General features: G+C 54.8%; 28 protein-coding genes and 1 tRNA gene. 16 read left to right on the top strand and 13 right to left on the bottom strand.

Annotation, left to right across the window (positions count from 1 at the left end):
* Nucleotides 1–38 precede the first annotated feature (38 nt).
* Nucleotides 39–109, top strand: a tRNA-Gly gene (locus ATY77_RS22930).
* A gap of 188 nt (nucleotides 110–297) precedes the next feature.
* Entirely contained in the window at nucleotides 298–1,521 is a 1,224-nt protein-coding gene (locus ATY77_RS22925) for an integrase arm-type DNA-binding domain-containing protein (protein ID WP_088688958.1), read from the top strand.
* 73 nt (nucleotides 1,522–1,594) lie between these two features.
* On the opposite strand, the gene ATY77_RS22920 is transcribed toward ATY77_RS22925, so the two are convergent.
* Nucleotides 1,595–1,765, bottom strand: coding sequence for a YegP family protein (locus ATY77_RS22920; protein WP_088688957.1), 171 nt, complete (start codon nucleotides 1,763–1,765; stop codon nucleotides 1,595–1,597).
* Nucleotides 1,766–2,337: 572 nt separating this feature from the next.
* On the opposite strand from ATY77_RS22920, the gene ATY77_RS22910 reads away from it, so the two are divergent.
* From ATY77_RS22910 to ATY77_RS22890, 5 genes are read left to right on the top strand one after another with little or no spacing between them, the layout of a single operon-like run.
* On the top strand, nucleotides 2,338–2,958 hold the full coding sequence (locus tag ATY77_RS22910) for a restriction endonuclease subunit S (RefSeq protein WP_088688955.1): 621 nt from the start codon (nucleotides 2,338–2,340) through the stop codon (nucleotides 2,956–2,958).
* A gap of 2 nt (nucleotides 2,959–2,960) precedes the next feature.
* Nucleotides 2,961–4,487, top strand: coding sequence for a class I SAM-dependent DNA methyltransferase (locus tag ATY77_RS22905; RefSeq protein ID WP_088688954.1), 1,527 nt, complete (start codon nucleotides 2,961–2,963; stop codon nucleotides 4,485–4,487).
* Nucleotides 4,477–5,757: a restriction endonuclease subunit S gene (locus ATY77_RS22900; RefSeq protein ID WP_190237682.1), complete on the top strand. Its 1,281-nt coding sequence runs from the start codon at nucleotides 4,477–4,479 to the stop codon at nucleotides 5,755–5,757. The genes ATY77_RS22905 and ATY77_RS22900 overlap by 11 nt, the downstream gene beginning before the upstream one ends.
* Nucleotides 5,754–8,723, top strand: a complete 2,970-nt coding sequence (locus tag ATY77_RS22895) for a type I restriction endonuclease subunit R (RefSeq protein WP_088688952.1) — start codon at nucleotides 5,754–5,756, stop codon at nucleotides 8,721–8,723. The genes ATY77_RS22900 and ATY77_RS22895 overlap by 4 nt, the downstream gene beginning before the upstream one ends.
* Entirely contained in the window at nucleotides 8,720–9,454 is a 735-nt protein-coding gene (locus ATY77_RS22890) for a SprT family zinc-dependent metalloprotease (protein WP_088688951.1), read from the top strand. The genes ATY77_RS22895 and ATY77_RS22890 overlap by 4 nt, the downstream gene beginning before the upstream one ends.
* Nucleotides 9,455–9,496: 42 nt before the next feature.
* Here ATY77_RS22890 and ATY77_RS22885 read toward each other — a convergent pair whose 3' ends face one another.
* On the bottom strand, nucleotides 9,497–10,057 hold the full coding sequence (locus tag ATY77_RS22885) for a recombinase family protein (protein ID WP_088688950.1): 561 nt from the start codon (nucleotides 10,055–10,057) through the stop codon (nucleotides 9,497–9,499).
* 498 nt (nucleotides 10,058–10,555) lie between these two features.
* On the opposite strand from ATY77_RS22885, the gene ATY77_RS22880 reads away from it, so the two are divergent.
* A complete protein-coding gene (locus tag ATY77_RS22880; RefSeq protein WP_141103963.1) occupies nucleotides 10,556–11,050 on the top strand; it encodes a hypothetical protein in 495 nt (164 codons plus the stop codon).
* 98 nt (nucleotides 11,051–11,148) lie between these two features.
* Nucleotides 11,149–13,608 (top strand): hypothetical protein, encoded by a 2,460-nt coding sequence (locus tag ATY77_RS22875; RefSeq protein WP_088688948.1) that lies wholly within the window; start codon nucleotides 11,149–11,151, stop codon nucleotides 13,606–13,608.
* A gap of 413 nt (nucleotides 13,609–14,021) precedes the next feature.
* On the opposite strand, the gene ligD is transcribed toward ATY77_RS22875, so the two are convergent.
* A complete protein-coding gene (gene ligD / locus ATY77_RS22870; RefSeq protein WP_088688947.1) occupies nucleotides 14,022–15,080 on the bottom strand; it encodes a non-homologous end-joining DNA ligase in 1,059 nt (352 codons plus the stop codon).
* Nucleotides 15,081–15,213: 133 nt separating this feature from the next.
* On the opposite strand from ligD, the gene ATY77_RS22865 reads away from it, so the two are divergent.
* From ATY77_RS22865 to ATY77_RS22840, 6 genes are all read left to right on the top strand, one after another.
* Nucleotides 15,214–15,609: a hypothetical protein gene (locus tag ATY77_RS22865; protein ID WP_088688946.1), complete on the top strand. Its 396-nt coding sequence runs from the start codon at nucleotides 15,214–15,216 to the stop codon at nucleotides 15,607–15,609.
* A gap of 8 nt (nucleotides 15,610–15,617) precedes the next feature.
* Nucleotides 15,618–15,815 carry a hypothetical protein gene (locus tag ATY77_RS22860; protein ID WP_088688997.1) on the top strand — a complete coding sequence of 66 codons (198 nt, stop codon included), beginning with the start codon at nucleotides 15,618–15,620 and terminating at the stop codon, nucleotides 15,813–15,815.
* Nucleotides 15,816–15,826: 11 nt separating this feature from the next.
* Complete coding sequence (locus tag ATY77_RS22855) at nucleotides 15,827–16,138, top strand: hypothetical protein (RefSeq protein WP_245314387.1); 312 nt, start codon at nucleotides 15,827–15,829, stop codon at nucleotides 16,136–16,138.
* Between the two features lie 320 nt (nucleotides 16,139–16,458).
* Nucleotides 16,459–17,214 (top strand): SOS response-associated peptidase, encoded by a 756-nt coding sequence (locus tag ATY77_RS22850; RefSeq protein WP_088688996.1) that lies wholly within the window; start codon nucleotides 16,459–16,461, stop codon nucleotides 17,212–17,214.
* 45 nt (nucleotides 17,215–17,259) lie between these two features.
* Complete coding sequence (locus ATY77_RS22845; RefSeq protein WP_245314390.1) at nucleotides 17,260–17,439, top strand: hypothetical protein; 180 nt, start codon at nucleotides 17,260–17,262, stop codon at nucleotides 17,437–17,439.
* Nucleotides 17,436–17,810: a thermonuclease family protein gene (locus tag ATY77_RS22840; protein ID WP_141103962.1), complete on the top strand. Its 375-nt coding sequence runs from the start codon at nucleotides 17,436–17,438 to the stop codon at nucleotides 17,808–17,810. The genes ATY77_RS22845 and ATY77_RS22840 overlap by 4 nt, the downstream gene beginning before the upstream one ends.
* A gap of 967 nt (nucleotides 17,811–18,777) precedes the next feature.
* Here ATY77_RS22840 and ATY77_RS22830 read toward each other — a convergent pair.
* The 3 genes from ATY77_RS22830 to ATY77_RS22820 form a co-directional block, all read right to left on the bottom strand.
* Nucleotides 18,778–19,329 (bottom strand): hypothetical protein, encoded by a 552-nt coding sequence (locus tag ATY77_RS22830; protein ID WP_141103961.1) that lies wholly within the window; start codon nucleotides 19,327–19,329, stop codon nucleotides 18,778–18,780.
* 104 nt (nucleotides 19,330–19,433) lie between these two features.
* Nucleotides 19,434–20,285, bottom strand: coding sequence for a hypothetical protein (locus ATY77_RS22825; protein WP_141103960.1), 852 nt, complete (start codon nucleotides 20,283–20,285; stop codon nucleotides 19,434–19,436).
* A gap of 220 nt (nucleotides 20,286–20,505) precedes the next feature.
* Nucleotides 20,506–20,856, bottom strand: coding sequence for a hypothetical protein (locus tag ATY77_RS22820; protein ID WP_088688941.1), 351 nt, complete (start codon nucleotides 20,854–20,856; stop codon nucleotides 20,506–20,508).
* A gap of 109 nt (nucleotides 20,857–20,965) precedes the next feature.
* On the opposite strand from ATY77_RS22820, the gene ATY77_RS22815 reads away from it, so the two are divergent.
* A complete protein-coding gene (locus tag ATY77_RS22815; RefSeq protein ID WP_088688940.1) occupies nucleotides 20,966–21,232 on the top strand; it encodes a helix-turn-helix transcriptional regulator in 267 nt (88 codons plus the stop codon).
* Between the two features lie 3 nt (nucleotides 21,233–21,235).
* On the opposite strand, the gene ATY77_RS22810 is transcribed toward ATY77_RS22815, so the two are convergent.
* The 7 genes from ATY77_RS22810 to ATY77_RS22780 form a co-directional block, all read right to left on the bottom strand.
* Entirely contained in the window at nucleotides 21,236–21,607 is a 372-nt protein-coding gene (locus ATY77_RS22810; protein WP_088688939.1) for a DUF3768 domain-containing protein, read from the bottom strand.
* A gap of 9 nt (nucleotides 21,608–21,616) precedes the next feature.
* Nucleotides 21,617–22,195, bottom strand: coding sequence for a hypothetical protein (locus tag ATY77_RS22805; protein WP_088688938.1), 579 nt, complete (start codon nucleotides 22,193–22,195; stop codon nucleotides 21,617–21,619).
* A gap of 138 nt (nucleotides 22,196–22,333) precedes the next feature.
* Complete coding sequence (locus tag ATY77_RS22800) at nucleotides 22,334–23,239, bottom strand: hypothetical protein (RefSeq protein ID WP_088688937.1); 906 nt, start codon at nucleotides 23,237–23,239, stop codon at nucleotides 22,334–22,336.
* Nucleotides 23,240–23,330: 91 nt separating this feature from the next.
* Nucleotides 23,331–24,026 carry a hypothetical protein gene (locus ATY77_RS22795; RefSeq protein ID WP_088688936.1) on the bottom strand — a complete coding sequence of 232 codons (696 nt, stop codon included), beginning with the start codon at nucleotides 24,024–24,026 and terminating at the stop codon, nucleotides 23,331–23,333.
* Nucleotides 24,023–24,265: an AlpA family phage regulatory protein gene (locus ATY77_RS22790; protein WP_088688994.1), complete on the bottom strand. Its 243-nt coding sequence runs from the start codon at nucleotides 24,263–24,265 to the stop codon at nucleotides 24,023–24,025. The genes ATY77_RS22795 and ATY77_RS22790 overlap by 4 nt, the downstream gene beginning before the upstream one ends.
* A gap of 131 nt (nucleotides 24,266–24,396) precedes the next feature.
* Nucleotides 24,397–25,344: a hypothetical protein gene (locus ATY77_RS22785; protein ID WP_088688935.1), complete on the bottom strand. Its 948-nt coding sequence runs from the start codon at nucleotides 25,342–25,344 to the stop codon at nucleotides 24,397–24,399.
* A 219-nt stretch (nucleotides 25,345–25,563) separates the two neighbouring features.
* The gene (locus ATY77_RS22780) at nucleotides 25,564–25,848 is read right to left on the bottom strand and encodes a hypothetical protein (RefSeq protein WP_088688993.1); all 285 of its coding nucleotides are present in this window, start codon (nucleotides 25,846–25,848) and stop codon (nucleotides 25,564–25,566) included.
* Nucleotides 25,849–26,000 lie beyond the last annotated feature (152 nt).

Raw genomic sequence — 26,000 nt, 5'->3', positions numbered from 1 at the left:
TGACAGCGACGCCCATCTGTTGGAAATCTCAGGGTATCGCGGGTGTAGCTCAATGGTAGAGCAGCAGCTTCCCAAGCTGAATACGAGGGTTCGATTCCCTTCACCCGCTCCCTTCCCTCAGGGCGTTTCGCAAATGTTCGTCCAGCAACGTTCAATATGACGTTTAAAATCAGTGACATCCGGATAACTGGTGCCTCGCGCGCGCGTAGTTTGTGCAAAGTCGTGCAGTGACAGCCAGCAATTTTTTCGGTACAAAACCACGGTATAAGGCTACTAGCATCGAGGCCGATACCGTAAATGGCGCTGACAGACGTTCAAATTCGAAATGCCAAAAAGTGGGAAAAACCCTACAAACTGCCAGATGGAAAAGGCCTTTACCTCTACGTGTCGACGGCGGGCGGCAAGTCATGGCGGCTAGATTACGCCTATTTCGGAAAACGAAAGACGCTGACGCTGGGTTCTTATCCTGCCCTCGGGCTTGCTGACGCGCGTAGCCGACGGGATGACGCCAAGCGAACGCTATCTGAAGGTTTAGACCCGTCCTTGACGAAGAAGCGGGAGCAAATGGCTGCCAAAGCGGCAGCCGGGAACACTTTCGGCCTGATCGCCGATGAGTTCATCGCCAAGTTGCGTCGAGATAAACGGGCTGAGCCGACTATCGACAAAAATACGTGGATGTTGAAGGTTCTGGCGAAGAAGCTTTTGCCGTACCCCATCACGCAAATTTCGGCGAAAGACGTTTTGGATGTCCTTACTGCTGTCGAAAAAAGCGGGCGCATAGAGAGCGCCCTTGCTACGCGTTCAGTAATAGGGCGCGTCTTCCGGTTCGCTATTGCAACCGCAAGAGCGGAAAACGATCCTACCTCGGCCTTGCGCGGCGCCCTTCAGCGGCATGTGCCCGTTAGCCACCCTGCACTCACCACTCGTGAGGAGCTTGGCGGATTGATGAGGGCCATTTATGGTTACGAAGGCTGGCCGTCGCTTGTCGCAGCGTTGAAAATTCAGGCTCTCTGCTTCGCCCGGCCCGGGGAAACAAGATCGATGGAGTGGCCGGAAGTCGACCTCGATAAGGCCATTTGGACAATTCCGGCTGCAAAAACAAAGATGCGCCGCGAGCATCAGGTCCCACTCTCCCGTCAGGCCATCGAGGTGATCAAACATATGAAGGACCTGTTCGGAGACAAACCGCAGGTTTTTCCGTCAATGATGTCTGGCAAGGCACTGCTCTCCGAAAATTCGATGAACTCTGCTCTGCGTCGTATGGGGGTAGGGGAGGAGGAGCATACGGCGCACGGATTTCGCTCGTCGGCTAGTAGCATCCTGAACGAGTCGGGGGAATTCGGGGCCGATGTTATAGAAGCCCAACTCGCCCACTTGGACACCTCAAAGGTACGCAGAGTCTATAACCGCGCTACTTATTGGGAGGAGCGTACGCGGATGATGCAATGGTGGGGCGATATGCTTGATGAAGAGCGGCTGAGACTGTCCTCAATTAAAATTCCTGCAGCGCGCCGCCCTTAAATATTTTTTAAAGGTCGAAACGCATGGCGAGTGAGTGCCCCGACTTAGCTTGGGGCACTCACAGAGTTGTTGCTTACGCCTTATCGTAAACCTGTGCGATTGGCGCTAGCCTCTTCGCTGCATCAACGCCGTTCTGGGCCGACTGCTTGGAGGTGTAAACCTCCGAATGGCAAAGCGTCTCGCCATTGCCTCCCTTCAAGCGCCAGAAGTAACCGCCGGAGCTTGCGCGGAGAATCTCGAACATACTGTTTGCCCTCCTTGGGGCGAGAATCTAACCCGGCCGAAGCGTCCGGGTTATTGATTTTTAAGGAGGGGACCGCTACGGTTCGTTTGCTTAGGACGTCCTAGCGGGCTTCGGCCCCGGGGTATTTGGAAATCGGCTGGTTTACGTGATCAGTCGATTTTCCATCCATGATGCCTTGGGAGTCAAATACGGCCCCTTAGGCGGGAGTTCGTCTGGATTCGCAGCGGCAGTATTTGGAAACCGAGTGCCGTCCTTGATCTCAGCAATCCTACCTTGATTAAGTCCAAAGAAAGCTGCGATGTCGTGGTGACGATCGCCACGATCAATCATTCCCTTGATGAGGGAGGCGTCGCTTTCCGATATTGAGAGGCCGCTCGGCCTCGCTCTTGCATTCATATATTTCTCCGTCTTGCTCTACACCTCGGACTCTAGATCCGATGTAAGCAGGATGGCAGAGATTTCCGGCTTGTCAACGATGGATTTAAAAATATTTCTTACCGTATTTGAATACGGCTTATCGAGACCGCCGTATTTTCTTGACATCGTATGCGAATACGGTCAATTCATAGGTCATGGTAAGAGAAAGCGACAAGCATAACAATCGAGAATTTCGCCTTGGAGATATTGCTAGGCTATTCGCTGGCGCGAGTACCACTCGGAGCGAAAATGCGGAAGGGATCCTCTTTCCAGTAGTGGGCGTTCGCCACTTAGATGATGGGCTAGTAACGCCCGTGTCGGAGCTAGACGTGATGCCATTTCCCTCAGAGGCCCGTGCTCTACCTTTTCAGTTGCGGGAGGGGGACATTTTAATCACCGGTCGCGGAACCGTTCTGAAATTTGGTATGGTTGGAGCTGAGACGGCTGGAGCGATCGCCAGTGGTAATATAATAATTGTTCGTCCCAGCCTGCCCATTCGCGGCGAAGTGCTGTTTGCAATTCTCTCGAGTGAGGCTTTCCGTCCAAAGATCGAGCTTCTCCAGCGTGGTGCCACCACCCTGTTGTCTTTGTCGCCAAAAGATCTCGCTAACCTCGAAATCAGTTTGCCGCCGGTTGAGGAACAGGACCTGATCTCTGAATTCGTACGTGCGTCATTAGCCACGTATGCAGCCGCCATTCATGCTGCGACAGCTCGTCGCGCGTTAGCGCGTGGCGTTTTGAACGCGCGCCTTTTTGGAACCCGAAAGAAAGACTGATTATGGCCAAACTCACACGCTCGGAGCTTGAAAACCATCTTTGGAGGTCGGCTGACATTCTGCGCGGGTCTATCGATAGTTCCGACTACAAGATATACATTTTTGGCTTTCTGTTTCTGAAACGCCTGTCCGATCGATTTGAAGAAGAAGCGCAGGAAGCTATCCGTCAGGGCTTGCCTGAAGATGTGGCCTATAATGATGCCGACGAGCACGAATTCTTTCTTGTGGAGCGCGCGCGCTGGTCATCGATCAAGAAGCTGACCACAGGCATTGGCGACCATCTCAATAAGGCATGCGCCGCAATTGAAGATGCCAACCCTTCAATTGAAGGCGTGCTGGCCAATATCGACTTTAACTCCGAATCACGGCTTGGCGATGCCAAGAACCGCGAAGGCGTTTTGTCGCGCCTGATCGATCACTTCTCGCGCATCGACTTGTCGAACGCTTCGTTGTCTGAGCCAGACATGCTTGGTCGCGCCTATGAATATTTGATCGATAAATTCGCGGACGACGCAGGCAAGAAGGGTGGCGAATTTTACACCCCCCATCACGTCGTGCGGCTGATTGTCGAGTTGCTGGACCCCAAGCCCGGCATGCGCATCAGCGATCCCACCTGCGGCTCGGGCGGCATGCTTGTTCAGGTCGCGGAGCATGTGGCGAAGCTTGAAGGCAAGCGGCTGGGCGAAGCGCTTAACATCACGCTGCATGGGCAGGAAAAAAACCTTGGCACATGGGCTATCGCCAAGATGAATTTGCTGCTGCACGGGCTTCGCGATGCGCGAATCGAAAAGGGTGACACGATCCGCAACCCACGCCTGCTCGATCAGGATGGCAACCTGTTCCTGTATGATCGCGTGATCGCCAACCCGCCCTTTTCGTTGGATAGCTGGGGCGCGGAGGATGTTTCAGGCGACACCGAGAAGAAGGGTCATAACCGCTTTATCTACGGCATACCGCCTAAGAATATGGGCGATATGGCCTTTGTTCAGCACATGGTAGCGACGCTCAACGCCAAAGGCGTGTGCGGCGTGGTAATGCCGCATGGCGTGCTCTTTCGCGGCTCGGGAGACGGCCGTATTCGCGAGGCGATGCTGAAAGCCGATCTGTTCGAGGCCATTATCGGTCTGCCGGAAAATCTGTTCGCCGGCACCGGCATCCCAGCTACCGTTTTGATCCTCAACAAGGCGAAGGCAGCTGAACGCAAAGGCAAGGTGCTGTTCATCCACGGTGCGAAGAAGTTTGAGGAGCGGCCCAAAAAGAACATCTTGGGCGAAGGCGATATCAGGGACATCCGTGACGCCTTCCGCGCATGGAAAAACGAGGACCGCTTCTGCCGGGTCGTGGATTTGAAAGAACTCGAGGAGAACGATTTCAACCTCAATATCTCCCGTTATATCGATACGCTTGAGCCGGAAAAGCCAATTGACGTCAAAGTTGAGCTTGGCAAACTTTGGGCTGCCGAGCAGGCACGCGATGAAGCCGCCGCACGCATGAATGCCCTTCTCAAGGAGATGGGCTATGTCAGGTGATTTCCATTGGCCCCCAGTGAAAATAGGCGACCTCATCAAGGAAAGCCGAATTAAGGGGAGCAACGGCAGCAATGCCAGAAAACTGACAATTCGACTTTATGGGCGCGGCATCGTTGCGAGTTCGGATCGTGGCGGAAGTGAAGCGACCAATTACTACATCCGCAAAGCAGGCCAGTTTGCCTATAGCAAGCTCGATTGTTTGAATGGTGCATTCGGGATCATTCCGCCGCATCTGGACGGATATGAAACAACGCTCGATCTGCCGACGTTCGACTTTGTCGGAGAAGTGGACCCGTCTTGGTTTCTAAAGACAGTCGCCCGTCCTAGCTTCTATGGGCGTTTCAAGTTTGCCGCGATCGGCTCGCGGAAAGCGAACCGTGTACCGACAGAAGAGTTTCTTGCCACTCGCCTAAGCCTTCCGCCGCTCGCCGAACAGTGCGCGATTGCCGAGGTCTTGGCTGCGGTGGAGGAGGCTATCGTAAAAACGGAGGCGTTAATTGCGGCGCTTGCCGACGCTAAGTACGCCACGATGCGCGAATTGCTGATGCTCGGCATCCGGCGCGAGAACGCGCCGAGAAAGCCCTTACCGTCGCGCTGGGTGCTTGGACGAGTAGCCGAAGGGATCACTCATATCCCAGCAGATTGGGACCTCGTGACACTGACGAAGGTAGCCAAGCTCGAAAGCGGCCACACACCGAGCCGAGAAAAGGCAGAATATTGGAACGGTGAAATTCCATGGTTATCGCTCGCCGACACCGAGGCTCTCGACGCGCTCGAAATCGATCAAACTTCTGAATGCGTCACCCCTAAGGGCATAGCAAATTCCTCAGCGCGCGTTCTGCCCAAGGATACTGTGGTATTTTCCCGTACGGCAACGGTAGGCAAGGCCTCGCGCATGAAGCGAGCGATGGCGACCAGCCAAGACTTTGCAAATTGGGTCTGTGGGCCAGCTCTAGTGCCGGCCTATCTCGTTCAGGTTTTCCGCCACATGGAACGCGAGTGGGATCGCCTGCAGGAAGGCAGTACTCACCAGACCATTTACATGCCGGTCTTCAAGAAGCTCCAGATCTTGCAGCCACCGACGACCGAGCAACAAAAGATCGCAGCCGTCGGCGAAGCATTTGACATGCGGATTGCGAAAGAGCGGGAGACCCGCAAGGCGTTGACCGAAAACCGGGATGCATTGGCTCAGGAACTGCTCTCAGGGCACATTCGCCTTCCGGAAATCATCATTGCGCGGCATAGGGACAGAGCTGGGCAAGCGGCATGAACGAGACTAGTGACCAGCTAGAGCGCGAATGGGTAGAGGAGCCGGCAACGGACCTGCTGCGGGTGCTGTTCGACTATAAGCCCTTGTCACCAGAAGATGTGCGACGGTTGCGCGATGGTCAGTCAACAGAACCAGTTCTTACGGTTCGCCTTGTGGAATGCCTGAAGCGCCTTAATCCGTGGCTTGGCGATGACGGCGTTCGCCGCGCTGTTGCCGCCGTCACGCGCGTGACGGCCGTCGATGTGATGGAGGCTAACGAGAGCGCCCATACGGCCGTCACCTACGGCGTGACGGCCGCCCATACGGAAGGCGGCAGACGACAGGACCGCAATGTTCGGTTCTTCGATTTCGATGAGCCATCCGCCAACACGTTCGAGTTTGCCCGCCAAGTCGCAATCAAGGGCGCTCGTCAGGACATCATTCCCGATATCGTCGTATACGTGAACGGCCTCCCGCTTGCGGCCATCGAATGCAAATCACCTTCACTGGCCGACCCGATGGGCGAGGCGATCCGCCAGTTCCGCCGTTATGAAAGCCGGGATGAATTCGCCGGGCTCGGCGCTCCTCGCCTGTTCGAGACGGCGCAAATTTCCATCGCGCTGGCGCGCGACGTCGCGAAGTACGGCACGACGCTGACACCTGCTCGGCAATGGGCTGAGTGGAAGGACCCCTATCCGCTCACGCTTGATGCGCTCGCGGCGCAATTGGGTCGAACACCAAACGGACAAGACATCTTGCTCGCCGGGCTTCTCTCCCCGGCCAATCTGCTCGATATCATCCGCAACTTCGTGATGTTCGAGACCATCGACGGGCGGCGCATCAAGAAGCTGGCGCGCTATCAGCAGTTCGTTGCCGTCGGCAAGGCGATTGAGCGCATCCGAACCGCACCCAACCCGCAGCGCCGTGGCGGGGTCATCCACCATACCCAAGGCTCCGGTAAATCACTGACGATGTTGTTTCTCGCAACCAAGTTGCGCCGTCTTGCCGAAGCCGAAAACCCAACGATTGTCATCGTCACTGACAGAACCGACCTGGATGACCAGATCACTGGGCAGTTCCAGCGATCAGGTTTCGCCAACCCCATACAGGCCGAAAGCGGAGATGCGCTGCGCAAGGCTCTGTCGGGCGGTGCCGGAACAACAGTTCTGACGACAGTCCATAAGTTTCACAGTGCCGTGCCGAAACGCTCTTCGGAAATCTCCAAGGCGCGGAACGTCTTTGTCATGGTCGATGAAGCGCACCGGACGCAATATGGCGCGCTTGCCGCCCGGATGCGGGCGGGACTGCCAAATGCTTGCATGATCGCCTTCACCGGCACCCCCATCGACAAAAAAGACCGGAGCACTCGGGAAGTCTTCGGCGATTACCTGCACCGCTACCTGATTGACCAAGCCGTGAAGGATGGAGCGACTGTCCCGATTTACTACGAGATGCGTGACGCCCCGCTCAGGATCCACGGTCGCGATCTCGAACAGGATATTCGGGCCGCATTCCCGGAATTATCTGAGGAAGAGATCGGTAAACTTAGACGCGGCACAGGGCTTCAAGAGAAGTTGGCTGGAGCGCGTGTTCGGGTGGAGACCATCGCCACAGATATACTTGAGCATTATCAGAGCACCATCGAGCCAAACGGGTTCAAGGCGCAGATTGTAGCCGCCAGCCGAGATATCGCGGTAACCTATACCGAGGCCTTGCGAGGTCTTGGCGCACCTGAATGCGCGCTGATCATGTCCGCTTCGAACAATGACAGCGCCCGGCTGCAAACCCATCACCTGTCCAAGCGCGACCGCGACATCTTGATAGGTCGGTTCAAGAAGCGCGACGATCCGCTAAAAATCTTGGTCGTGTGCGATATGCTCCTGACCGGTTTTGATGCGCCGGTAGAGCAGGTTTTGTATCTCGATGCGCCTCTGCGAGAGCATACGCTTTTGCAGGCCATCGCCCGTGTGAACCGTACTGCTGACGGAAAAACCTATGGGCTGGTCGTAGACTATTGGGGAGATAACCGGCGCATCGCAGATGCACTGGACATGTTCTCCGACGAAGATGGCACAGCCAGTGCCCTCCGTCCGCTGTCCGAGAAAATCCAGCTTCTCGAAAGTCGACACCGGGCGGCCATTCGGCTCTTTGAAGGCCTTAACCGTCAGGACGATACGGCTTGCGTTGAACTACTGCGTCCGGATGACGTCCGCGCCAAGTTCGAACTCGACTTCCTGCGTTTTGCCGAAGCGATGGACATGGTCTTGCCTGACCCCAAGGCATTGGAAGAACCCTATCCAACCGACTTGAAGTGGCTGTCGCGCATTCGCGTTCTTGCCCGCCGCGCCTATCACGAGGAGCCGTTTGATCCGAAAGATTATGGGGCAAAAGTCGGTGAGATCATCACCAGCCATCTTTCTGTGACGGGTGTCGAGCAGTTACTGGTGAAATTCGACATTCTCGACCCCGCCTTCCGTCCTCACCTCGAAAGCCTTCGGTCGAGCGATGCTAAGGCGGCAGAGATTGAGCACGCCATCCGACAAGAAATCCACGTTCATCGCGACGAAAATCCCACAGCCTACTCGTCGCTCTGGGAGCAGCTAGAGCGGATCGTCAACGACAGGCGGGAAGCCCGCGTTTCCGCCGCCAACGCGTTGACCCAGCTTGAGGCAATGGTGGGTCAGGCCGCGGATATTCGCGCGGGCGCGACGGGCAGGAGCGATGGCCTCACCGGAACGGCTGCCGCCATCCTGCCCTTCATTGACGCCGATCTACCCAACGCGGAGCGCTCCCGTAGCGCGGCCGGTATCACCAAGGCACTCGAGGAGTATGCCGACGTCGTCGACTGGAACCACAAGGAGGACGTGCAGCGGCAGATGCGCCGAACAATCAAGGAGCAATTGCGCAGCTTGGGATTAGATGCCCACAAGGTCGAAGCTACGACGGCAAAGATCATGGATGTTGCCCGCGCGAGATACGCGGGATGACGGCCCAACATTCCATCGTCTTTGGCGGCGAAACGTTCGCATTCGTTATTGAGCGGACAGCGCGCCGGAAGACTGTTGCAATATCGGTTGGCTTCGACGGAGTGCGCGTCCTCGCACCGTCTGACCTGGATGATGATCGCGTCCTTGGCCTCGTTCGGAAGAAAGGCGCTTGGCTGCTTCGCAAGCAGGCGGCATATCGCGAGCTTGGAGGACAGCCAGTTGCAAAGGAGTTTGTAAGTGGCGAGACCTTCCACTATCTGGGCCGTCAGTATCGCTTGAAGCTCATTCCCGACGAAACCGCGGTCACGACCCGTATTGCAGCGAGAGGTTCAACCCTTGTCGCGCCAGTGCTGCCACATGGCCATGTATCCGTTCAGCGTGCGGCAGTCCGCAGCGGGCTCAGGCACTGGTATCGAGCGCGTGCGATCGTGCATTTTCCGGTTCGGGCCCGGATGATCGCGGAGACGATTGGAATTCCTACGCCGACCGTTAACGTCGTCGACCAGTCCAAACGCTGGGGGAGTTGCGATGCGAGGGGACGCATACGCCTAAACTGGCGCTTGGTCATGGCACCAATGCAGTTGGTTGATTACGTTATTGCGCATGAGGCTTGCCATGTGCTTGAGCATAACCATTCGCGCCGTTTTTGGCGCTCGCTGGAAACGATTATGCCGGACTACGAGGAGCGGTTGCGAAGATTGGATAGGATGGGGCACCTATTCGTTTGGTGAGGGCATCCACCCTGTGGGGCTAGGACACTCATGTTGACGCTCTCAGCGGGAATTAACCGCCAGATTCTTGAGGACACGGTAGACTTGCATACGGGAGCAACCAGCTGCTTTCGCTATCGCGGACACGCCCTGTCCATCGTGGTGAAGTCGGGATATAAGGGCGTGGTCGAGCCGCGTTTTACCGCCTTTATAGACACCCTCCGCTCTTGCTTTTTCAATACCTTCCCGTTGCCGCTCCCTTATGAAGCGACGTTCCATTTGAGCGACCATACCAAGGACTGTGAGAATAACGTGACCCATCTCACCGCGGGTGGAAACGTGAGGGTCCAGGACGGTCACGTATGCGCCCCGTTGCTCGCACTCATGCACGATGTTGAGGACGTCGCGCGTGTCGCGCCCCAGACGATCCAGCCGCGTGACGACCAGCTCATCGCCTTCTCGTAGAAATTCGATGATGGTTGAGAGTTCCGTTCGTCCCTCGCGACTGGCACCTGAAACCTTTTCTGCGCGCACGATCACGCATCCTTCGGCCTTCAAACGTTGCTGCTGTATTTCGAAGTCCTGGTCAACTGTGCTGACCCGGGCATAGCCGATTTTTGTCATGTGTCACCTCAAGCTTTATGCCTGAAGCTACCCTGTAACAAATAGCCGACGTCAAGACCGATGTGACGATCGGTTGTGTAACCCGATGCGTGTAACAACCAGCTATACTCGAGTGTGACGTGGAAGCGATTGCAATGGAGAGGAGACGCATTGACCAGTCTACCGGTAACCGCGAGGGTACGGGCGAACTTTCGAAGATGCTTAAGGAAGCGCAGTAGATGACTGCTGAATTCAGCGACGATGGAGAGCAAATACGCCGGTGACCGGCATTTTGGCGCCGGCCTGTTAGCCGGGCACATCGTGCATTGGGCCATCAGCTCGGTATTGCCGTTGGTAGGCAATGCCGAACAGGCTCAATTCCTAGCCTCATTGGAAGCAATCCAGAAGCGTGGGGTAGCTTTCGGAACACGTTGATCGGGTGTAAGCTGAGAGAGCGTCGATCGGGAGGATAGCATGAACAGTTGCTCAGCGACTCTCGTTATATGCTGGGTCGGGGGAATGACCTTGCTTATACCTCTCGAGGTGCAAGCAAAGTCAAAGTGCGTTGTGCCGCCAATCGAAAAAAGGGAAGCAAAGGGTAGCTCCGCGCAAGCCGCTCGTTTTCACGCGGAGCGTAATATTGACACACACCAAGTCGGCTACGGTGACGTGTCGTTAGCACCCAGCGGTCTTGCCACCATCACTGCGACGTTCTCTAACGGCAAGAAGATAGCCGGAAACAAGTTTTATGCCGTAACCGGTTTTTTTGACCGCGACGACAGGCTGATCTTCAGCTACGTCCAGTGGAAAGGCCTCAATGGCTCATTCGGCGGAAAGGCGAGAGAGGGCTCGGTCACCGACCGCGTCCAGCTGTCACCTGCCGAGGTCCGGCGGTTGTGTAGGATCAAGTTCCGGTTCGGCACGCGGGACTGCGGACTCGAATTAATCAGCTTCAAAAAGAACACTTTGACTTTCTCCACCGCAGAGTGCCGGAACGCGCCTAAGCGCGATTAGTTGGCGCGGCCACACCTTGAGCGTCTGGCCGAGCACAATCAACGGCTAACCTGCAACTTCGCGGATACATGTGCAAATTAAGAACAGGGGTGCCGACAATGCGAATTGGCCTTATTCTGTCGGTCTTGTCGTTAGTAGCGCTGCCTCTCGACACGGCTGTTTCGCAGACGAAAGAAGGGTGGCGGGAATATCCACACTTGGTAAAAGTTTTCAATGAGGATAACAAAGCAAAATATTCTCTCTTAGTTAACGATCACGTAACTAAGAGAGATGTGTTCATTTTCAGTGAAGCCGTAACTATCAACGAACCTGTTTTGACTAATGGCGGAGATGTTATAATCGCCGCAAATGATGTCTATATAAATGCGCCCATAGATACTAGAATATATTTCAAGTATAAATATCTATACTGGCAACCGTACAAGAAAAATAGCAGAGCATATGGCATAATTACCTATTATGAAAAACCAATCGTAAGAAGTTTTAATTATTATTACAATTGGATGGAATACTATGATGACGTCGGCAAGGTATACAGCTTCAAGGGGTTTGAGGGGCCAGAAGATCGCCATCGTGCGAACGAGTATGTAGACAAGGTACTGGAAGTTCCGCAGCTTCCCTCTGCGCCAATGCTATTAGTTCCCACTGAGGTGAATCGGCAAGTTGGCGGCGATGCTCCCGATCACTCCGTGGTTTGGCCGAGTGTGCGCTCGGGGTCCATACGGATCTATGCTAGCCGCATACATTTTTGCGAGACCTGCCTCAAATCCATGGAAGTTGATCACCCTCCGATAACAGGGGGCGACCCCTATGACGAGACGCGAGCGGTATTCTTGCACGTCGGGGGGCTCAAGGGCGGAAGAGGCGGAGCCGGCATGACGACGGCCTGCTCCTACCATCCCAGCGCTCAGACCGACGCGTGTGATATCGATCGACCAAAACGCGGCGCGTTATCAGGAAAGCCCGGGAGGGGCGGCGACGCCGGTGAGATCTTCGTAAAGTTTGTTGGGCGTGAACCATCCGCTCAGGAGAGGAGTGACCTCCGCCTAGCGTCGAATGTGCAGGGCGGACGGCCCTCACATATTGCTCAGAAGCGCACCCCCAAGTTCAAGACGCTTTATGATAGACCTTCCCGAGCCATCTTTTCCGACGAGGTACCGGTGCACGAGGGAAATCTGTTCGGCAGCGACGGCCGCATCGATATTTTTTCAATCAATACCGACGAGGCGATATCCGAACTCTACGCGCTGTTGGCAAAGTACGAGACGAATGGAAACTATGCAATTGCGCCTCTCCTCAGAATGGCGATGGACAATCCCGCCATCTTCTCGTTCTCGCCGCGCGATTTATTGGCAATACTTTTGGAAGAGGAGATGACGCTCCTGCAGCAGGAGTTGCTAACGGCGTTACCCGGCGCATTGCGTGGCGCAAAACCTATTCGCTCCAATAGAGAGTTTTTTTCGTCTCTCAGCTGTAGTGACGAGATGTCGTTATACACTGAGTTAATCGACAGCCTCTTGCACGAAATATGTAATTTTAGAACACTAAATGACTTAGATTTTGTCAGATCATACCTGTTTCGAATTGGCGGCATATATAGAGAGGGAGAGGCTGACGTAAATGTTGGAATCAGACAGAATGACACGCTGAGTAAATTGGATAATATTGCGGTTATCATCAGGAAGTCTCTTGCGCAGCAAAAAGAAATACACCTGATGCTTTACGACAGCATGAAACAGGAGCAGCGTGATAAAATAGAGGTTGCCATCAGGGCTGTTAATGAACAGCGTCGACAACTCCTACAAACAGTTGAAGATAGGAAGAAGGCAAAAAAAGGTTTCGACAAACTGGTCGCGCCTATGGAGAAGGTCGCGGACGGGGTTGGTAAGCTTTACACGAAGGCAATATCAGGTCAGTGGGCAACGGCTGGGCAACAAGTCTTCGCTGTTGTCAAGGACATCTCCGATCTACGTCTGGTGGACTATGGGATGCCGCCGGCTGACACGGCGGATATCGATGAACGACTGAGCGCTTTGAAGCGAACGCTTCGCAGATTCATGGAAGCTACTGCCCAAGTGCGGGCCGAAATGCTAGCTTCCGCAAATGTCAATCTTCGCGAAATCGCAGATCTAAGGTGGGAAATAAAATCTCGTCAGCTGACATCCAAACTACGGTTCCCTAATTATATCCGGGCTTCGATACAGGAGTTCATCCGCACGAACGTCGATGCGGACAGAGTCCTCAAGAGCAATTTAGCGTTAATTGACCAATCCCTGGAGGGGGTGTTACGCGTTCCAACCGAACTCGACGTTACTGCACCAAAGCAATCCTGTGGACCTAATGAGAAGGGAATTCGTCTGCAAGACGCGGAGGGGCCGCTGGGCTGCGTTAGGATGAGCTCCATTGCCGCGACTTCCGCACTTGTCGTATCTGGCGACTGGCTGCGAGATTTTCCCCTTTTTGTAATCGAACCGGGAAAAAATACATTTCGGATTGATCTTGAATTTGCGTTTGATCGAAAGGACCTCTCGTTCGAAACGATGGATTTTTCCCCTTAGTTAATGGCCACCCTCGGGCTACGGAGGAGCGTAAACATCCTTTCCTCGAAGACGTTCACAATCCCATGCGTTGTCTCGCCATTAGATCAGATATTGTAAGCCGACGAAGTTGAAATGACAGAGCCCACGCAATGAAATCGGTAGTCCCACCCTGTTGGACCCTTGATCTGGAGACTTTGCCGGCCATCTGCATCGATCCCACCTCTCCGAGTCCGATCACGGCCCATTGACCAGCTTGAGGGTAGTTGGGGGATATTGCCGCCGTCGCCCATGAGTGGTGGAATCACATCAACGGTCATGCTGGCGAAGAGACTCAAAAGCCCGAATAGAGGGACCAAGTGGAAGTCATTAGCAACGACTGAGATGTTGCGGCTGTTTGCCAAACGACGGGACGCATTTGCCCGGTGCAGATCTTAGCGGAGGTCGTTCAACTCATAGACCGCCAGTTGATCAGCGGCTTCGCGCAGCCCCTTATAAGAAGCGTGGCGCAGCTTTCCATCATGCGTCCATGCGCGGTATTCGATCTCTGCAACAAGCTCCGGGCGGACGAAGACCGCAGTTCGCTTCCGCCCAGTGTCGATCACGGGCTTACGAACCATCAGCTTGTCCATCTGCTCCCGAAGTTCACCCGCGGAACGTTCGTTGAAGCCGGTTCCCACACCCCCGACATAGACGAGATCGTTTCCCTTGCGCGCGGCGAGCAGCAGCCGCCCAATGCGCCCGAACGAGGCCGTCGATTTCTCGTACCCGACAATGACGAAGCCGTCGCTCTGGATGCACTTAATCTTCACCCAGTCGCCGAGCCGGCCGCTGCGATAGGTGCTGTTCCGGTCTTTCGCAATGATCCCTTCGAGCCGGTGCTCGCACGCGATGCGCAGGAGCGCATCTCCCTCTGCCTCGATCTCCTCTGATAATCGAATGGCATCTTGGCCGCCCGCGGGGACAAGCCCCTCGAGGAGATGGCGCCGCGCGGTGAGTTCCGTTCCGGTGAGATCGTGACCGTCGAAATAGAGAAGGTCGAATGCCATGAAGACTGCTTCCCGAGACATCCGCTTTCCACCGCGGCCGCCGAGCGATTGCTGAAGTCTAACAAAGTCCGACCGGCCCTGCTCATCGAACACGACGGCTTCTCCGTCCAATATCGCTGTGGAAACAGGAAGTCGTCTTGCCTCAGCCGCGATGGCAGGGAAGCGATTGGTCCAGTCATGACCGCCTCGGGTCAGAATCCTGACGCCCTTGGGCTCGATGTGGACCGCCAAGCGGTAACCGTCCCATTTTACTTCAAACGCCCATTGCCGCCCCTTCGGCGGCCGCGGCTTCAGTAGCGCAAGGCATGGATCAATGCGCGTCGGCATGGGGTCGAGAGTGAGCTGAGGCTGGGCGGGGTCGCGCTTTTTCCGCGGCCGGCTACGCATCGGCGCTTCGGCTTCACTGAGGAGTGGCTTGACAGGCTTAGGTGGCGGCTTGGTCATGCCCGCACTTCATCAGCGACACCTTAAAAAGCAATTGACCTAGATTGATTATTGACTCGTCAGCTGAAGAGAACATAATAAGAACATCGGCGAGCGGCCGCCAATCTAAAAATTGAAGATTTGGAGAACGGATATGCGAGAGCAGCCGATTGGCGAAGCCGTGGATGATGACGAGGACCTAACCGGGGTGATGTGGCCACCGGAGACAGAGATCGAAGTCTCGGACGTGCACGCGAGCCTCGCCAAGGCCGTGGCGGGCAGTCGAGGCGTAAGATTTTTCACGACCAGACTTATCGACGTTCCGAGTGATGCCACCTTGGGAGCAGTTCAGATGGCGATCGATGAGACCGCAGGCGAGGCGTGCGGCATTTACCTGACCACGCATGTTGCGGATGTGGATGCAGCAACCGGAGATCCAGTTCTCGTAGACGAGGCCACAAGGCCTTTCAAATTTCCCTGCAGCGGCGGCTTCGACGAAGCTATATCCATTCTTTGCGAGAACATGCGGTTAGCGGGCATAATTCCTTGAGCGCAGCCATGGAAACCGAAGCTCTTTCATGCCCGCTCGCCAGCGAACTTGACGAGGTGGTTGCCTTTCACAATGGCGATATGCGAGCCGCTATAATTGCTCTGCTGGAGGATATCCGGCATCTGCGTCACCAGCTCGTATTGGCAGAGGGCGCTATGAGCAAAGGCATGGCGCGCGGCTGGCGTCCGACTTACGACCGAGACTGACGATGCCTGAAATGAACTATTCCAAGAAGTTGCGCGGCTGGAGCCTGCGCAACGCGGCCGATGCCAACCAATTACTGGAGGTAACGTGCCAATTCTGCAGAAGGACTTACCGTTTCTTCCCCAATGACCTTTTGAAGTTGACGGCCGATGTCAGCCTTGACCGGCTGGCAAGTCGATTCCGTTGTGAGATTTGCAACAGGGGCGATTTTATGAGCCTGAAGGTCGTGCAGATATGGGGGACTGAATACGGCAAGCTTCCCGTGCGGCGCTTGGTCAAGATAAACACCGTCAAAATGCCAGTATGGGAAGACGGGGTTTTATAGTGGCCTCCCGACGAGACAATCCCAATGCCCGATGGCGCTTGAACAAGGAGCTTTCCCATCATGTAATCGTCTACTGGGGGAACTATCATGCCGGCACGCAGGTCCATGACAGTCGCCTGAGGGGTGAAATCATCAGTTCCGCACTAGCCTATGACCGGGCGGCCAGGTCCTATCGTGCTTCGATTGAATGGGACGACTACGTTGTGTTCTGCTTCGGAAGCCGCGATGCTGCGAAACAGTTCAGAGACCGGTGGAATGGTCAGTTCATCGATACCGACGAAGTGAACCGGAATGGCGAGTGGACGCCGAAGGAGGGAGACGTGTGCAATCTATACCGGATGATGAGCAATCAAGAGGCCATCCGCGCGATTACCGGCGCTATGATCGACAGCACCGGAAACATGGAGCCGCAGCAGGAGATATGGCCCGACCGGATGGCTCCAATCGTCCGCAACACGCCCGCCGGGCGAGAGCTGGCCAACGTGCGATGGGGGCTGCCTAGCTCTTCAAAAGCTCTCCTCGACGCAGCGACCAAAAGGGCTGATGGTTTGCGCAAGAAGGGCAAGCCGGTTGATTTCAACGAGCTCCTGAAGATGGAGCCGGACGGCGGCACGACCAACGTCCGCAATGTCAGCAGCAAACATTGGGTGCGTTGGCTTGGCGTCGAGAACCGGTGCGTGGTGCCGTTTACCCGCTTTGCCGAGCCGGACCCCGCGAACAAGCCTGAAGGTGGCAGAACACCGAATGCGTGGTTCGGCGCACCCGACGAGGCGCTGATGTTTTTTGCTGGGCTGTGGGTGCCGCAGTGGACGAGCGTTCGGAAGATCAAGGAAGGTCTGATTACGTGCGACCTGTTCGGCTTTCTCACCACGGAGCCAAATGCCGTCGTTGCACCCATCCATCACAAGGCGATGCCAGTCATCCTTGCCAACCGGGAAGAAGTCGAAACGTGGCTGACGGCCCCTTGGGAAGAGGCAGGTAGGATGCAACGGCCACTGGCCGACGGTAGGCTCGCCTTGCTGCCGCCCGTGGAGACTCTGCCCGTAGCAGCGAATCCGCAACCCCTGTTGATTTGAGCGATGAACGACACTGACAAGCCGCCGCTGAATGGCGCATCACACATGTACATCCATTATTGCGAGGAGAACGGATGCAAAGCGTGGGGAGGCTTCGGCTTTAGCCCATCGAAGGCTGTGCCGTCGCGCTGGTGGTGTTGGCCACACTATCCACACAAGACCTACGAGCAGGAGAGGGCATTCAAGGAAAAGCTCGAAGCGGCTGCGAAGGCAACGACACAATGATTGCTGGATTGATCATCTGCTCGTCGCTGACGGCGGTCGATGGGGATACGGTGCGCTGCAACGGTCAGCTCATGCGTCTGCTTGGGGAAGGCGTTCCATACGTTTCCGGGATCGATACCCCCGAGATCGGCAGTCACGCAAAATGCCCAAAGGAACGCAAGATGGCGCTGATCGCCAAGGGCAGGCTCAAAGAGCTTCTTGATGAAAAAGGCCTCAGGGTCGTTTTCAGCGGCTCGGAAGACAAAACGCAGGCGCACCGGCCCCTCGTGAACATCTACAGAAAGAACGGCGAAGAAATAGGCAGGAAGCTGCTCGACGAGGGGTTCGCCAGAACCTGGAGCCCGAAACGAAGGAACGATTGGTGTGACTGACGGCCAGATGCGGTCCCCAGTTCGACAGGTGTGAAATCCATGATCCGCATTTTTTCCGCGTTGTTGGCGTTTCCGAGTGTTGGCGTTGCTCGAAGGCGAAGGCACGATCAGGTCGGCGCGGGGCAAAGTCACCATGCGTAATCGCACCAAACTTATCAGCATAGCGAGCGGGAGTTACAATCGCTTTGCGGCGGGAACAAATTGGCAGCACTAGTCGTATTTCGTCAGCCGCGCGGAGCTTGAATGGCAGCCAAGTCTTCATGACGCTCCGCCCGGCCCATCACAAGTTCCCAACTTGAGCCCCCGCTTTGCGCGGGGTCTCCTTTTAAAACCTGCGCTGGTAAGGCCGTGCCGGCGCCGTGGTGGTACTGGCCGCACTACCACAGGCGCTGAGACGATATCTTGAGACCAAGGGTGCGGAATTAACCGTTATTAATCACATAGATGAGAAGCATAGTCCATGCGGAGCCGAGTATGAATATTGCTGCCCATATCCGCATTAGCGGCTTCACCGCGTCAGGATTTCCTTTCAAGAGATGCAAGCCTACCGCCAACATCATCATCAGATAAACCTGCGGACACGCGACTAGCATTCCAAGAAGCGGGCCTCGGAATCGAAATGCATCGAAAATTTCTTCATAGAAGCTTTCATAATATGGTATCTGCCTAAACAATAAATAGAACGAGATAAAATATATAAGAGAAATTATTGCGAACAATTTTCTAATTATATTTAGTTTATTCAATTTCAAATTTCACCTGTGTTGTATGTAGATTGCTGGGCGCTATCTAACGTCGGCACGGTTATACATCAACGCGCGCCCACAGGCTTGCAACTGTCAGATACACCGGCACTTGTGGGAAATGCCGCTGTAAAAGGCTCATCAGTACTCGTTTGCCAAGATCGATTCTAGTATTTGAGATAAGCCGCTCATGCTACGGACTATTCAACCCCTTCATTGCGTAATCAATGGTGCGATTTTATTCGAGTGGTGATCTTGAATAATATCAAAATAATTAAAGCCAGCATTGCAGATCCGACAAAACTCAAAGAGTACAGGACGGAGAAGCCATACTCTTTGCGCCCGAGTAGGAGCTCTAAAGCGTAGCACTTACTAATCGTGCAAGCTTCTGAAATAGGAAATGTGAACACGAGTATGAAATAAATAATATAAACAATTACCATGAAGTATAACGTCCATGGCAGATCGCGTATTGTTGTTTCTGCGGTCTGAAAAAAAGGATCGCCGTGGCGATGCTTCTCTAAAACATATATCCCAACAAAGCATGGAGCCGTCGCAAACTGCCCTATCGTTACGACAACAGGGAGGTCGTACACCCCTAAAAACATCAGCGAAATCAGAGCGATGAAACCTAATGGAAAGAGAAACGCAGCAACAAAACGCTCACCAGTCATTTCTCTTCGATTTACGAGAGCTTCAGTAGTGATATAGGCCGACCAAATCGTCGCCAGAATTGGAACTGGGCCGGCGATCCAGGGCAGGCTAAAAGAAGACATGAGTTCCCCAACATCACGACGAATATTTCACGCACAGAGTCGTAAGCAATGCCAGAAGAAACGGAAAAGCGGAACTAAGGTCGCAAACAATATATCGGTGGTTCTCACTTCGGCCGAGCAGGCGACCCTGCGGCAGCAGAATCCGGGTCGGGTGTGCCATAGCAGGCCTTGAATTTAGAGATCGCATCGGCGGCCCCCGCGAGGCTAACAGCTACGCGCTCGCCCTTTGCGCCTGTCACCGCGAGTTCCTTGCCCTGCGCCATCTGATTCAGCAATTCGGTCGGCAGCTGACCAAACTCATGCCAAGTGGCGCCGTCGCCCTCTCTCCCGTTTAATACGTAGGCCGGCATGTCATCGACGTGCCACGTCGCCCTCGTCTCGCCGGTGAAAAGGCTGCTAACGAATCCCACGTGATCCTTTCCCGGCGACCCCATTAGGCCGACCATCACTATACCACGATGAGTTGATGCGAAGCATGTAAGACCCCCTTCACCCCGGGTGTAAAATTCCCAATCCGTCGGAGACTGCGCGACGGTGACAGGAGCATTCTGTATGCGCGAATTTGAGGACGCGGGCGCGAATGGCGAGGTGTCCGCAGTGCCCTCAATTGAGTTCGCCCGCAGCCCTCTGAGGTCCACATCGCAGCGGCTGAATGCCTCATTAAGCTCGATTGTTTGATATCGGTTCAGGGCAGGTACGGTCCACATCGGTTCATTGCCTGCGAACTTGACCGTGAGGGACGGGGGCTGCCGCGCGCCGAATATCTGTTGGAGGATGGTACTCAAAATTAAGCTACGTTCGTCAACAGATCCATCCGGAATTTCGTAATAAAGCTCTTCCGTGTTGATCGCTTTCATCGTGGCTTCGGCACCGATGCCGGCCACTGTCATGAAACCGACCGCCGTTGTCTGATTGAGCGGAAGTTTCCAGTTCTCCTTTCTGATGCGAATAGCCATCGTGACCGCGTCTGCGGCTCCAATCTGCGTTTCGACTGAAATCGTCCTTGTATCCCATAGCGACGTGCGAACAGCACAATATGAGTGTTCGTTAGGGGCCTCGGAGGTATGTAGAACGACCTCCCAAGGCTTGCTGTTATAGTAGTTCGTCTCGGCTGCTCCCACTCCTGACGCGGCTGCAAGGTAAGCCGAAAAGCCGACTGCGAGGACCTTTAAACTGTTAGGCAGCAGCATCGGTCTTCGCCCGCTTAGTTGAACGCCATGTGAAGAATGACATGACCGCCAGCGCCAAAGCGATAAAGCCCCAGATGGTGATGTCGCTAAAGCTGCCCGAGGTCGAGGCGATGAACGCGAAAGCTGCGGCCAGCGCGAACATGATCGAGCCGACAAGCGGCAGGGCGAACGAGAACGCCCCTGCGATAAAGAACAGCAGGCCGACCAACATGCCGATCGCCCCGGCACCTCCCGTGGCCTTGTCCTGAAGCAAGCCGCTGCCCGCCGTGACCGCGCATGACTGCATCAGCACGAGCAGGCCCAAGAAGATTCCAATAATTCCGACTGCTATTTTCATAAATTCCCTCTCGAAAGAATCACGACTAATGCCCCTCGTGATGTGGTTGCAATAATATGGGACTGTCAGTCCGTCGATTGTCAAGCTGTGAATATGGCTTTGTTTCCGCATGGACGTGCGGCAAACCATTGGCTGGAACTTGCGACGCTTGCGGGTAGCCAAAGGACTGTCGCAGGAGCGGTTAGCTTTGGCCGCCGAGATCGATCGCTCCTATGTGGGCCGAGTTGAACGCGGCGTGGAGAACGTGACCGTGTCGACGCTTGAAGCTCTCGCTGGAGTTCTCCAAGTGCCTGTGTCGGTCCTGTTTCAGCAGGTTGACGACACGGCAGCAAAGCCCCCTCCATTGCGGTCAGGTCGAAAGCCGAAGGCAGGTTGACCATCAGTATTCGTCCGCCCGCATTATCGTCAGCACACGGCGAGTGATATGCGGATTGGCAGGATCAGGTGACCCCATGTCATAGTCCTGATCGAAATAATCGATCTTCCAGAAATAGCTGACGCCATCCAACTCGATGACGCCGAAGTCATGCTCGTTGTAGGGATCGTTACCGGCATCAAATGCGGTGAAGCCCACGACAGCCCTCAGCAGGGCCAAGCGCTGATCTTGAGGCAGAGCGCACACTGCCGGCGTTATGACGGCCCGACCGGCAGTCGGATTGCGCCGGAAGGCGTCGTTGAGGGTGCGAATGGTGGCCGTCCTTTCGACGGCCGCCTGTTGATCAGGAGATGAAGTCATAGCGAGGCTCCGCATCGGTCGGCCTCACATCTTTATCGACGGATGCAGCAGCGCCACGTCTTCAAGCCGGCGGTTGAACGGCGGCAGGTCGAGGTAGTGCCGCCACTGGAGCCGCAAGACGTTGTCCGACTTCAGTTCAACGACGGTTGCTTCAAACCAGCCTTCGAGGGGATCCTCGGTTGCGAGCACCAAGCTGCCGACGGCGACCTTGCCCCAATCATCCGGAACGTTGCTCGGCGTTGCTGCGTGTCCCTGTTGCGAAACGTCAACCGGGGCAGTTCGCACTTCCTCCGCCTTGGCTCGGTCGGCTTCCGGCAGGTGAGCAGCGATCTGCTTGTAGAGGTCCTGCTTTACAAAGGGCACGAACGCCTTCCCGCTGTCGAACAGCTTTCCCTTTGGCAGCTTCGGCAACAGCGAGCGCACCGCGTCGTTGTCAGCTGGAAGGGCAAGCATACCCATCAGACTAGCGGCACGTGAGGCCGGCTGGGCGTCTGTCGCAGGGAAGAACGAGGCGTGGGCTTTGCCATTGTCGTCGCGGCCGAGAATGATAACGGGGTGGGGCAGGCTTATTCCGGCGGCGGCAAGGGCATTAGAAGTCGTCATGTAGCTCTCCAATTAAAAGAGGGGCCGAAGCCCCTCAACAAGCCGCCGATCGTCAGCGACGATATGTTATATCAGAACTCACGCCGATTGTCAATCGGAGGTTGATAATTATGCAATACGCACTACTTGGGGGTTGGTTCAGAAGTCAGATAATGCGCGAGCTAGATCCTGTTGATGTAGGCGCCGGAGAACTGCCAATTTCGCCCGCGTTTTTTTAAGGGCCCTGCGCTTAAGGTGTCTTCCATGGCCATTAGCAATGCACATGTCTTTGAAGGTTACGTCTCCGATGCAATTGATCGCTCGAATAAGGGCTGCAGGTCCTATCTTCCGCTTTTGATTCCTCCATCTAGAAGTGGGCACCTTAATGAGCTCGCCGGTGATCAGATCGGCCTGATCGGACAAGATCGGAAATGCTGAATATTCCGCGACTGGGCCTTTCGCTAAATAGAAGAGCATCTCGTCAACCTGTGCACCTGATCGGGTATCGTAATGAAAAGGTGTGGCGCCGGGAACGAAAGCTTTCTCGGATTTGTCCATAGCGCACTTTTTGGCTTGGATCGTTCCTTCCGGTACGCCCCAAACTATAAGATGGCAGTGCCATGACCCGTGCGGCTTGTAGCCGTCCGAGAGAAATGGTGATCGGTAGTAGTAGGCAAGGTCCGCAAGTCCGATAAAATCGAAACCCTCCAGCGCTTCGCGCACCCACTTGCGGTAGGATTTCAGATCAAAAGATGACACCTTGGAAAGTGACCCTGCGTGCTTATCCGAAATGAGAGTGACAAAATGCACTGGTTCCAGCTTTGCACGAATTCCCTGAAGTTCCATCATAAGAGCACGGGTGAATTCTATGCGAGCGATTGCATTAATCGCTTTAAGCGATTCTGCATTTCTCGCAGCAAGGTCTATTCGTGTCTGATCACTGAATAGGTGCCAGCACGCGTACGACACCCGATATCTCCGAAGTCGCTGATCTTCTGCGAGGGCCTGCCGCTCAAAACCCTGCATAGTTCTTACCCTGTAAAGTTTACGTCTGTTGGTGTTCATAGGCTCTCCTAATAATCGACAGGCAATGTTCTACCGTTCAGGCAGCCTTGCCTGTCGTAAATGATGAATTTTCGCGGTGGTGGGTTGGGTATTACAAGGTAGGGGCACGGGTCCCGGGCATAGCTTTTTTTGCCCGGATTTCCCTATCGTGCCATTCTTCGAAATGCGGCTCGAAGTGCTCGATCAGCGGAAGTTTTTTCACGCTTGCGATGCCGGTCATAATCTCTGCCTCACGTATACCGTCGGCGGATTCGAAGACACGAATTACGACGATGGCATCAAATTGCCGAGTCTCCTTGTTTATCGACTTTGCATGCCGATTTTCACGCAGCCTCAATAACAGGCCACCCCGATCGGCATTGGCACGTTTCATTTTCTCGACACCCCCGTTCTGCTCAAGCAGCATTGGAATTTCTTGAGCGGCTACGCCCTCTTGCCACCATCCCCTCATCGCATTGTTATAGCGGTGCACCGTGCTGTTCGCTTTCGCGCCGTCAAAGCCTACTGCGAAACGGATGGCGTGCTTAAGAGCGTTCTTTTGGTGTGCAGTTGTCGCGCGCGGCCTTCCTTTGAAGTTGAGCCACTCGTCCTGCTCGCAAAATGCTTGCCATTGATCTACGTCGTCCCGCAAATATTCAGCAGCGGCATAGACTTGGCCAAGTTGAACCCTGAGGCTATCATCAGTTCTCGTGAGCAACTGCACCATCTGAGACCGCACGTTTTTAAGATAGGTAGTTGCGCCGACCTCAAGCAAGTTCTGCGGCGCACATTCATAAATCGCGTTCATTTGTTGCTCCTGTTCTCGAGACGTTCAATAAGGTCGATGATGTCTTTGCCGCGCCATGCTGTGGTACGCGGTCCGAGCTTGATCGGCTGAGGGAACTCGCCTCGTCGCACCTTCAGCCACCAGCTAGACCGGCTGATCGGAAGCGGTCCAATCGGGCTCAAAATCGAACTCAGGCGGAGGAAGCTATCGGGATGGATTCTCGATGCGATCGTCAGTTTGCTTGCGTGTGTTGTTGTCATCGTCTGCTCCTGTGTGATGAAGACGAGACAAAGATGCACCGCGGCGACGGAGCTGACCATTTCCAGAGTTTTTTGGACTAGGCGAAAGAAATACAGACAACAGAAAAGTTGTGCGCCCGTAAAATGCTCTTCTAAAGGCTGTATGCCTTTTTGGTAAATGCCACATCGCTTGGCGTTAGCAAATTCAGTGAAAAGCGCTCGGGTTCCACTTTACGAAGTGGACGAATGTTCGCCTCATAGAGTTCGCTGTCTGGCATGCGACGGAGAACATGCTCGCAAAAGAATTTCGCCCGTCGCGCCCATTTTTCGAAGAGCTTACCGTGCTCTTCGAAGGTGGCATTCGCCTGAAGCAGTTTATCTAGTAGGGTGCCAATCTCCAGCTCAATGCTCTCTGCCGCACAGATCCAGGCGATTGTATCCTTGCATTCAGCCCATTTGGCGTAGATTGATGCCCTGGACATTATCTTGGGATCGATGAAGGTGCGTACAGTTGCCACGGCCTTGTTTACGGTCGGCTGAACCGACCCGTCTTCCGAAGTGCAACTCGCAACGTAAAGGCACGAAGCCATCATTTTTAAGATCGTATAGAAACTCTTTCGTTCATCATCGAAAAGGTGATCGGCGATAGTCCGTGAACCGAAGTCAGACAGCAGTTCCATTCCACCACCGAAGGGCACATAGATTTGTTCTATGAATTGCGGACCTGCTATCAAATGCCGAGCGATTAGGTCTCGCATAAGGATCGAATTTTCGCTGAAATCTTCTGACGCGATTGCTTCGGCCTTCGCGAGAAGTCGCTTAATGCAGAGGCCGATAAGTTCGAGCCTCACGTTCGGGTCGTTCGGTAAGATCACCCAGCTCGTAAAACTAGCGAACATAACCTCCTTATGCCCGAAAAATGAGGGGGAGGTGTCCAATAGAAGCGTTACAGCGTCTTTCGGCCGGTATTTGTCGCCGAGGCTCACTTTATAGAACGGTGATTCGCCGTTTGGTCGCTCGATCTGATTTTGTGCATAGAGGTCCTCAGAGAACAATCTGGCTTTCTCTATAAGGTCGATGCGCTCAAGGGCTCGTTCCATGCCGCCTCAACTTCAATACGTCGCGAGGATAGGTTCTACCGTGGATGGAGATTGTCTTACAAGGTTTTTATCGGCTATCTACATCCCGATCGCTTTTCGGTACAAATCTCGGTACTCTCGCACGAGCGTCAATGATTATCAAAATATTACAAGCCATTAAGTGACGATATCGATTCCCTTCACCCGCTCCAATTTTTCCGCAAACTGAATCGAACGCGCTTAATCGTCGAATAACCAGATCGGCCTGTAGCGGCGATGCGCGATGACCAGGCTTCTGTCGGGCCGGATGATGTAAGTTTCCTCCACTTGCCGGCCGTATTGGTCGATGAAATCGTGCGGAAAGGCGGAGCCGGGCGGCGATTTGGTGAGCTTGGTGCGCGGCTGGCCGCTATAGGTGATGCTGCCGGGTATCGGCTCAAGGCCGGGGCCGCTGTAGTTGGCGGCGGCGGTGGTGCACCCGGCAAGAGCCAGAGTGCCGATGAGGCCGATGATTGCGGGTTTCATATCCATCCCCCGATGAGCCGAACGATACGATCATACTCCCTATAAAGTCCCGCGCATCAAGCAAACGGCATGTCGCTCTCAATCTTTGGTGCGTGCTGCCTGAAAGCAAAGGGCGGCCGCAGCCGCCCCTCGACATGCCTGTATCGATCGGT

Origin of the sequence: Rhizobium sp. R634 (assembly GCF_002211305.1) — a bacterium.
In the GTDB taxonomy this organism is placed as follows: Bacteria; Pseudomonadota; Alphaproteobacteria; order Rhizobiales; family Rhizobiaceae; genus Rhizobium.
This window is presented reverse-complemented; position numbering and strand designations above follow the sequence as displayed.

Coding starts and splice junctions, on each gene's coding strand:
- ATY77_RS22795 (WP_088688936.1), bottom strand. CDS start 24,026: ATGAACGCGATTTATGAATGTGCGCCGCAGAACTTGCTTGAGGTCGGC.
- ATY77_RS22840 (WP_141103962.1), top strand. CDS start 17,436: ATGATTGCTGGATTGATCATCTGCTCGTCGCTGACGGCGGTCGATGGG.
- ATY77_RS22845 (WP_245314390.1), top strand. CDS start 17,260: ATGTACATCCATTATTGCGAGGAGAACGGATGCAAAGCGTGGGGAGGC.
- ATY77_RS22790 (WP_088688994.1), bottom strand. CDS start 24,265: ATGACAACAACACACGCAAGCAAACTGACGATCGCATCGAGAATCCAT.
- ATY77_RS22810 (WP_088688939.1), bottom strand. CDS start 21,607: ATGCGGAGCCTCGCTATGACTTCATCTCCTGATCAACAGGCGGCCGTC.
- ATY77_RS22820 (WP_088688941.1), bottom strand. CDS start 20,856: ATGAAAATAGCAGTCGGAATTATTGGAATCTTCTTGGGCCTGCTCGTG.
- ligD (WP_088688947.1), bottom strand. CDS start 15,080: ATGACCAAGCCGCCACCTAAGCCTGTCAAGCCACTCCTCAGTGAAGCC.
- ATY77_RS22855 (WP_245314387.1), top strand. CDS start 15,827: ATGAACTATTCCAAGAAGTTGCGCGGCTGGAGCCTGCGCAACGCGGCC.
- ATY77_RS22890 (WP_088688951.1), top strand. CDS start 8,720: ATGACGGCCCAACATTCCATCGTCTTTGGCGGCGAAACGTTCGCATTC.
- ATY77_RS22800 (WP_088688937.1), bottom strand. CDS start 23,239: ATGAACACCAACAGACGTAAACTTTACAGGGTAAGAACTATGCAGGGT.
- ATY77_RS22860 (WP_088688997.1), top strand. CDS start 15,618: ATGGAAACCGAAGCTCTTTCATGCCCGCTCGCCAGCGAACTTGACGAG.
- ATY77_RS22905 (WP_088688954.1), top strand. CDS start 2,961: ATGGCCAAACTCACACGCTCGGAGCTTGAAAACCATCTTTGGAGGTCG.
- ATY77_RS22910 (WP_088688955.1), top strand. CDS start 2,338: ATGGTAAGAGAAAGCGACAAGCATAACAATCGAGAATTTCGCCTTGGA.
- ATY77_RS22825 (WP_141103960.1), bottom strand. CDS start 20,285: ATGGCTATTCGCATCAGAAAGGAGAACTGGAAACTTCCGCTCAATCAG.
- ATY77_RS22880 (WP_141103963.1), top strand. CDS start 10,556: ATGACCTTGCTTATACCTCTCGAGGTGCAAGCAAAGTCAAAGTGCGTT.
- ATY77_RS22885 (WP_088688950.1), bottom strand. CDS start 10,057: ATGACAAAAATCGGCTATGCCCGGGTCAGCACAGTTGACCAGGACTTC.
- ATY77_RS22805 (WP_088688938.1), bottom strand. CDS start 22,195: ATGACGACTTCTAATGCCCTTGCCGCCGCCGGAATAAGCCTGCCCCAC.
- ATY77_RS22900 (WP_190237682.1), top strand. CDS start 4,477: ATGTCAGGTGATTTCCATTGGCCCCCAGTGAAAATAGGCGACCTCATC.
- ATY77_RS22865 (WP_088688946.1), top strand. CDS start 15,214: ATGCGAGAGCAGCCGATTGGCGAAGCCGTGGATGATGACGAGGACCTA.
- ATY77_RS22830 (WP_141103961.1), bottom strand. CDS start 19,329: ATGTCTTCTTTTAGCCTGCCCTGGATCGCCGGCCCAGTTCCAATTCTG.
- ATY77_RS22895 (WP_088688952.1), top strand. CDS start 5,754: ATGAACGAGACTAGTGACCAGCTAGAGCGCGAATGGGTAGAGGAGCCG.
- ATY77_RS22925 (WP_088688958.1), top strand. CDS start 298: ATGGCGCTGACAGACGTTCAAATTCGAAATGCCAAAAAGTGGGAAAAA.
- ATY77_RS22785 (WP_088688935.1), bottom strand. CDS start 25,344: ATGGAACGAGCCCTTGAGCGCATCGACCTTATAGAGAAAGCCAGATTG.
- ATY77_RS22780 (WP_088688993.1), bottom strand. CDS start 25,848: ATGAAACCCGCAATCATCGGCCTCATCGGCACTCTGGCTCTTGCCGGG.
- ATY77_RS22875 (WP_088688948.1), top strand. CDS start 11,149: ATGCGAATTGGCCTTATTCTGTCGGTCTTGTCGTTAGTAGCGCTGCCT.
- ATY77_RS22815 (WP_088688940.1), top strand. CDS start 20,966: ATGGACGTGCGGCAAACCATTGGCTGGAACTTGCGACGCTTGCGGGTA.
- ATY77_RS22920 (WP_088688957.1), bottom strand. CDS start 1,765: ATGTTCGAGATTCTCCGCGCAAGCTCCGGCGGTTACTTCTGGCGCTTG.